The organism is Christiangramia marina (assembly GCF_048285865.1).
Taxonomy (GTDB): Bacteria; Bacteroidota; Bacteroidia; order Flavobacteriales; family Flavobacteriaceae; genus Christiangramia; species Christiangramia marina.
Map to the genome: position 1 here is coordinate 689,870 of NZ_JBLVTK010000001.1, position 5,852 is coordinate 695,721.

Genomic DNA, 5,852 nt, shown 5'->3' on the forward strand with positions numbered 1-5,852 from the left:
ATATCGCGGCGATAAATGCCATTAATCTTGTTCTTTTCCAAAGTAGCAATGGGATAATCAACAGATCAAAAAGGAGTCCGAAATAAGTGATCGCGTAGCGAATCCAGGGTTGCTGAAGGAATTCTCCAACCAGCCAGTAATCTTTTTTGGAAGCCATAAGCATCGCAGGAAAACTACCGTCCAGCCAGTCCGGGTAAAATTTAGCTACGGAAGCATACGTATACACGATCCATAGCTGAAGTACGATCACTGCCCAGACCCATCTGGGCATGGAAATTTTGCTAATTTCCGGTTTTCTCCACGCATCTATCGAAAACCAGCGATGTGCCGGCAGAAAGCTCATGATAAAACATAGGAGCATGAGCAGGTAATAGTGATTGTTGTAAGAGGATTTCTGCATTAAATAAACGCCTGCCCACATGATCCCGTAGAGCACCATGGACATTCGATATTTAAAACCCAGCATAACAAAAATCCCGAAAACACCCATGATCGCGTAATACCAGATCATTCCGTTTCCAGGTAGCGGTTGAAGAAATTCGAAACCTATAAAATTGAAAGTGAATTCTGGCTCTATCATGGTTCGGCGAATCCAACCAGTGAAAATAGCACCAAAAGCTTCGATGGTGATCAATAATCCAAATAACGCACGAAATACAACGAGTGCTGAATTATCGACTTCTTTGAACAACCACCTATTCAGCATAATTATCTTTGATATATTGACTTGAAAATGCTTGGTCCTGCTTCATGGCGATCTTTAATTCTTCCACTGAATTAAATTTCTTTTCATCGCGGATCCTTACCAGCATTTCTATGGTAAATTCTTTTCCGTAAAGATCCTTTTCAAGATCAAAAAAGTAAGTTTCGATCGTTTGCTCCTTACCTCCTACGGTGGGATTCGTTCCAATGTTCATCATTCCAAAAATGGTTCGTCCATCTAAAACAGATCTTATTACGTAAACGCCATTCTTCGGTATTAGTTTATAATCTTCAGGAATTTCCATATTTGCAGTTGGATAGCCAAGGTCTTTGCCAATCCCTCTTCCTCTAACTATGATACCCTTCAGTGTAAATTCACTTTGAAGGTAAATATTGGCCTGCTCCACTCTTCCCTCTATAAGTGCTTTCCGAATTTTAGTAGAACTTACAGCGACCTGCTCCACATCCTGCTGGGAAATCTCTTCCACCTCAAAACCAAAATCCTTTCCAAATTGCTTGAGATCGTTAATATCTGCGGTGCGATTACGCCCAAATCTATGATCGTAGCCAATAATGATCTTTTTCGCTTTTAGTTTATTGACAAGGATATCCCGTACAAATTCCAGTGCAGTAAGCCTGGAAAATTGATGTGTAAATGGATGAATCACAAGGTGATCTATTCCGGTTTGCTCTAATAATTGCTTGCGCTCCTCGATCGTGTTAATAAGCTTAATATTGCTTTCCTTCTGCAACACCATTCTTGGATGAGGAAAAAAGGTAAGCACTACCGAGTCGAGGTTATTGGCATGGGCAGAGTTAACAAGGCGGTCTATAATCTTGCGATGTCCTGCATGAACACCATCAAAAGTCCCTATGGTCACTACAGTTTGACGTTCACTACTAAATGAGTTTGCACCTTTATGCTCTTCCAAATCCTGTTATTTTCCGTTATATGAATTCATGGTATTGGAAACTCCAGCTGTTCCAAAGCTCAATATTAATTCTGCGGAAGTTTTTAAACGTTCCGGCATCTTCTTAAGTTCATCATCATCCCATTCACCAAGTACATAATCTATTTGTTGTCCTTTGGCGAACTCATCACTGATTCCGAATCTAAAACGATTGTACTTTGTTGTATTTAATTGTGCCTGTATATCTTTAAGGCCATTATGACCACCATCGCTACCTTTGGTTTTGAGTCTCAAAGTACCAAATGACAGGTTGAGATCATCTGTTACCACAAGTAAATTCTCAAGATTGATCTTTTCCTTCTGCATCCAGTAATTCACTGCCTTCCCGCTAAGATTCATGTACGTACTGGGCTTGAGAAGCACGAAAGTTCTTCCTTTGAATTTAAAGCTGGCAACGTCGCCCAGTTTCTGGGTTTCAAAGCTCACCTCTTTTTCTCTGGCAAGTTCGTCAAGGATCTTAAATCCTATATTGTGCCTGGTATTTTCGTATTTCGGGCCAATGTTTCCAAGGCCTACGATCAAAAATTTCTTCATGGGATCTATTTGCTTCCCGGTCTCTTTCTTACGTAATATCCTTCCGAAGAATGAAAGCATCCAATTTAGTTTTCGTAAAGATAAAATTTATCAGCTACTTTGAAATTAGATTACTAAAAACCGAATGATAAAATTCTGCTAATAAAAAAAGCATTCCGAAGTGGAATGCTTTTCTATATGAATTAAAGAATAAGACTAGTTGTCTTCTCCTTCTTTTACTGCTGCTACATCATCAGTCTCAGTAGCTGGCACTTCATCTGGAGCAACTTCATCTTCGTCCTCATCGTCATCAAGAGCGACAATGTTACGGGATGTTCTTACCTGGCAGATTACTGTGTTATCTGGATGCTGGATCACATAATCCTCACTAGCAACACCAGTTACGTAAAGTTTCTGACCAATTTTAAGTTTAGATACATCTGCAACGATGTAATCTGGAAGATCTCCAGGTAAACCTCTTACCTTAAGACGACGAAGGTTGTATCTTAGTACACCACCGTTCTTAACCCCTCTTGCAACACCTTCAGTGTGAACAGGAATTTCCATTGTAATTGGCTTATCATCGAAGATCTGGTAGAAATCGATGTGAAGGATAGCATCATTCACTGGGTGAAATTGAATATCCTGAAGAATCGCATCAAAAGATTTTCCATCTTTCAATTTAATTTTAACTGTATGTACATCTGGTGTGTACACAAGGTCTTTGAATGAGATTTCCTCTGCTGCAAAGTGTAGTGGATCACCTTCTACGCCGTACAATACGCAAGGAACCTGTCCAGCATTACGTAGTGCCTTCGTTGCCTTCTTGCCTACGCTTTCTCTTTTAGATCCGTTGATCGTAATTGATTTCATTGTTGTAATTTAAAGTTATAACAAATGTCGTCGGGTCCGCTTTGGACTGCCTTCATTTGCCAAAATTTTGAGGTTGCAAAAGTAAAGCTTTTTCTGAATCTATAAAACACTGAACCTTAAAAAGTTCAGATGAATTACAGAGATCATGATTTTGAGATCTCTCACTGGAAGTTCATCTATAATTTGTATAAATTGAAACTCAATTAATTCTGAAGTACATGGAGAACCCATCTGAAACTGTAAATGCCAATAAGCGAATCGCCGCGATCGATCTTGGTACGAATTCTTTTCATGCCGTTTTGGTAGATATTTATCCTGACGGAAGTTTTAGAACAGTAGACAAGCTGAAGGAAATGGTCTCCCTTGCCGAAAAAGGAATGGAGAATAAATTGAGTGAAGAAGCCATGCAACGTGGCCTTGACGCCATGAAAAGGATAAAATTTCTATGCGATAGCATGCATGTGGAAGAAATTATCGCCTTTGCTACTTCAGCCATTAGGGAAGCCACCAATGGAGGAGATTTTATTCAACGAATGAAAGCTGAATCTGGCATTAAAGTAAGAGCGATTTCGGGTAGTAAGGAAGCAGCATTGATTGGTTTGGCGGTTCAGCATAGTATAGCACTTTCCGAAGAACTGGTATTGATGGTGGATATTGGAGGAGGAAGCGTGGAATTTATTCTGGGTAATAATGAAGAGTTCCTCTATTCCCAAAGTTTAAAACTCGGCGTTGCCCGTATGGCTGCCAAATTTGTCTCTCATGATCCTATTAGCAAAGAAGAGATCAAAGCTTTAAAAAAACATTATAAACAGGAACTCGGGGAGCTTTCAGAAATACTTGCAAAACATCAAGTCAGAACCATCATTGGAAGTTCCGGAACCATGGAAAATATAGGCGCCATGATCGCCATTAGGAATTCTCATACAGCCAATATGAGCCTGAACGAACTGGTTTTTAATGTTTCAGAATTTAAAAAACTCTATAAGGATTTTATTCAGCTTGATCGCAAAGAACGTGAGGATATAAGTGAGCTGGATGAAAAAAGAATAGATATCATCAACCCGGGAATGGTGCTGGTAAAATATCTTATCAAGGAATTTAATATCAAAGAAATTAAAATTTCTGAAGCTGCGCTTAGAGATGGGATGATCCTCGATTTTATCAAAAAGGAACGTCCAAAACTTGATCTTGTCGCTAATTATCCCGAACCGCGTAAGCGTAGTATCCATGAACTTTTACGCAAATGCCACTGGATGGAAGATCACTCCCGGCATGTGGCAGCTATGAGCCTGCAGTTATTCGATGCTTTTCAAAAAGATCTGAAACTGGAAGAAGGAGATCGGGAACTACTGGAATATGCAGCATTAATGCACGATATTGGATATTATATCAACTATCGCAAACATCATAAGCATGCACTTTATATTATTAGGCATGCAGATCTACGTGGTTTCACCGAGGATGAGATCAATATCATGGCGCACACCGCTCGTTATCACCGAAGAACTGTTCCTAAGAAGAGACATTATTTATATAAACAGTTATCAAAAAAACTACGCAAGAGGATCAAGAAACTAGCCGCTTTACTCCGACTTGCCGACGGCCTGGATCGCAGTCACTATCAGAACGTCCAGGAACTGGAGATCATCAAATCTTCAGAAAAGATCAGGTTGCAAATAACAACTTTAGGGGATCCGGAACTGGAAGTCTGGGGAGGTTTACGCAAAGCAGATCTGCTGAAGGATATTACCGGAAAAGAGATCGAGATCATCACGATAGAAAGTCAAAAGAACCAGAATCAAGCATAAAAAAAGCCGGTATAGAACCGGCTTTTTTATATTATATCGAATGCTTAAGTTACATGATAAACTTTTCACTGATGGAGCGATTATCATTCACACTCTTCATCACATCTGCAAACAGATTCGCACAGCTCACTACCTTGATTTTCTTGCTTTCCTTTCTTAATGGAATAGAATCTGTCACTATTAATTCCTCAAGTTTGGATTTTTCTACGCGCTCGTAAGCTTCTCCAGAAAGTACAGGGTGCGTACAGATGGCACGAACGCTTAAAGCTCCGCGTTCCATCATAAGATCTGCAGCTTTGGTCAAAGTCCCTGCGGTGTCTACCATGTCATCTACCAGGACTACATTCTTCCCGGTGACGTCTCCAATGAGCTCCATATGGGAGATCACATTTGCTTTTGCTCTTTGCTTATAGCAAATTACCACATCGGTTTCTAATGCTTTAGAATATGCATAAGCTCTTTTAGAACCACCCATATCTGGAGATGCGATGGTAAGGTTGTCCAGACCAAGATTTTTTAAGTAAGGAAGGAACACTGTGCTTGCGTATAGATGATCCACAGGTTTTTCGAAAAATCCCTGGATCTGGTCGGCATGAAGATCCATCGTAATGATCCTGGTTGCACCAGCAGTTTCGAGAATACTTGCAATCATTTTAGCGGCGATAGGCACACGAGGTTTATCCTTACGATCCTGTCTAGCCCAGCCAAAATAAGGCATTACAGCCGTGATATGTCTTGCTGAAGCGCGTTTTGCAGCATCCAGCATTAGAAGCATTTCCATTAGATGGTCACTACCCGGATGGGTAGAGCCAATAATAAAAACCCTACTTCCTCTTACAGACTCTTCGAAAGATGGCTGAAATTCACCATCGCTATACGTGGAAGTGATCACATTCCCAAGATGAGTACCGTAATGATCGGCGATTTTCTCGGCCAGCGCCTGGCTTTGTGTACAGTTAAAGATTTTAGCTTCCGTAGTCGGCAT

The 5,852-nt window shown here is 40.4% G+C and carries 6 protein-coding genes; 1 reads left to right on the forward strand and 5 read right to left on the reverse strand.

Going from position 1 to position 5,852, the window contains the following annotated elements; all coding sequences use genetic code 11:
• The 4 genes from ACNKXS_RS03200 to ACNKXS_RS03215 all read right to left on the reverse strand — a co-directional run.
• Positions 1-706: HTTM domain-containing protein (locus tag ACNKXS_RS03200; protein WP_417919588.1), on the reverse strand; the 706-nt coding region annotated here is incomplete at its 3' end.
• Positions 696-1,634: a bifunctional riboflavin kinase/FAD synthetase gene (locus ACNKXS_RS03205; protein ID WP_417919589.1), complete on the reverse strand. Its 939-nt coding sequence runs from the start codon at positions 1,632-1,634 to the stop codon at positions 696-698. The genes ACNKXS_RS03200 and ACNKXS_RS03205, both read right to left, overlap by 11 nt.
• 6 nt (positions 1,635-1,640) lie before the next feature.
• On the reverse strand, positions 1,641-2,267 hold the full coding sequence (pth, locus tag ACNKXS_RS03210; RefSeq protein ID WP_417919590.1) for an aminoacyl-tRNA hydrolase: 627 nt from the start codon (positions 2,265-2,267) through the stop codon (positions 1,641-1,643).
• A gap of 135 nt (positions 2,268-2,402) precedes the next feature.
• On the reverse strand, positions 2,403-3,059 hold the full coding sequence (locus tag ACNKXS_RS03215; RefSeq protein WP_295177777.1) for a 50S ribosomal protein L25/general stress protein Ctc: 657 nt from the start codon (positions 3,057-3,059) through the stop codon (positions 2,403-2,405).
• A 218-nt stretch (positions 3,060-3,277) separates the two neighbouring features.
• On the opposite strand from ACNKXS_RS03215, the gene ACNKXS_RS03220 reads away from it, so the two are divergent.
• Positions 3,278-4,867 (forward strand): Ppx/GppA phosphatase family protein, encoded by a 1,590-nt coding sequence (locus ACNKXS_RS03220; RefSeq protein ID WP_417919591.1) that lies wholly within the window; start codon positions 3,278-3,280, stop codon positions 4,865-4,867.
• Between the two features lie 49 nt (positions 4,868-4,916).
• On the opposite strand, the gene ACNKXS_RS03225 is transcribed toward ACNKXS_RS03220, so the two are convergent.
• Complete coding sequence (locus ACNKXS_RS03225) at positions 4,917-5,852, reverse strand: ribose-phosphate pyrophosphokinase (protein WP_295177773.1); 936 nt, start codon at positions 5,850-5,852, stop codon at positions 4,917-4,919.

Excerpts from the sequence above, each read along its gene's own strand:
- pth (WP_417919590.1), bottom strand. The coding sequence starts at position 2,267 with ATGCTTTCATTCTTCGGAAGGATATTACGTAAGAAAGAGACCGGGAAG.
- ACNKXS_RS03220 (WP_417919591.1), top strand. The coding sequence starts at position 3,278 with ATGGAGAACCCATCTGAAACTGTAAATGCCAATAAGCGAATCGCCGCG.
- ACNKXS_RS03225 (WP_295177773.1), bottom strand. The coding sequence starts at position 5,852 with ATGCCGACTACGGAAGCTAAAATCTTTAACTGTACACAAAGCCAGGCG.
- ACNKXS_RS03215 (WP_295177777.1), bottom strand. The coding sequence starts at position 3,059 with ATGAAATCAATTACGATCAACGGATCTAAAAGAGAAAGCGTAGGCAAG.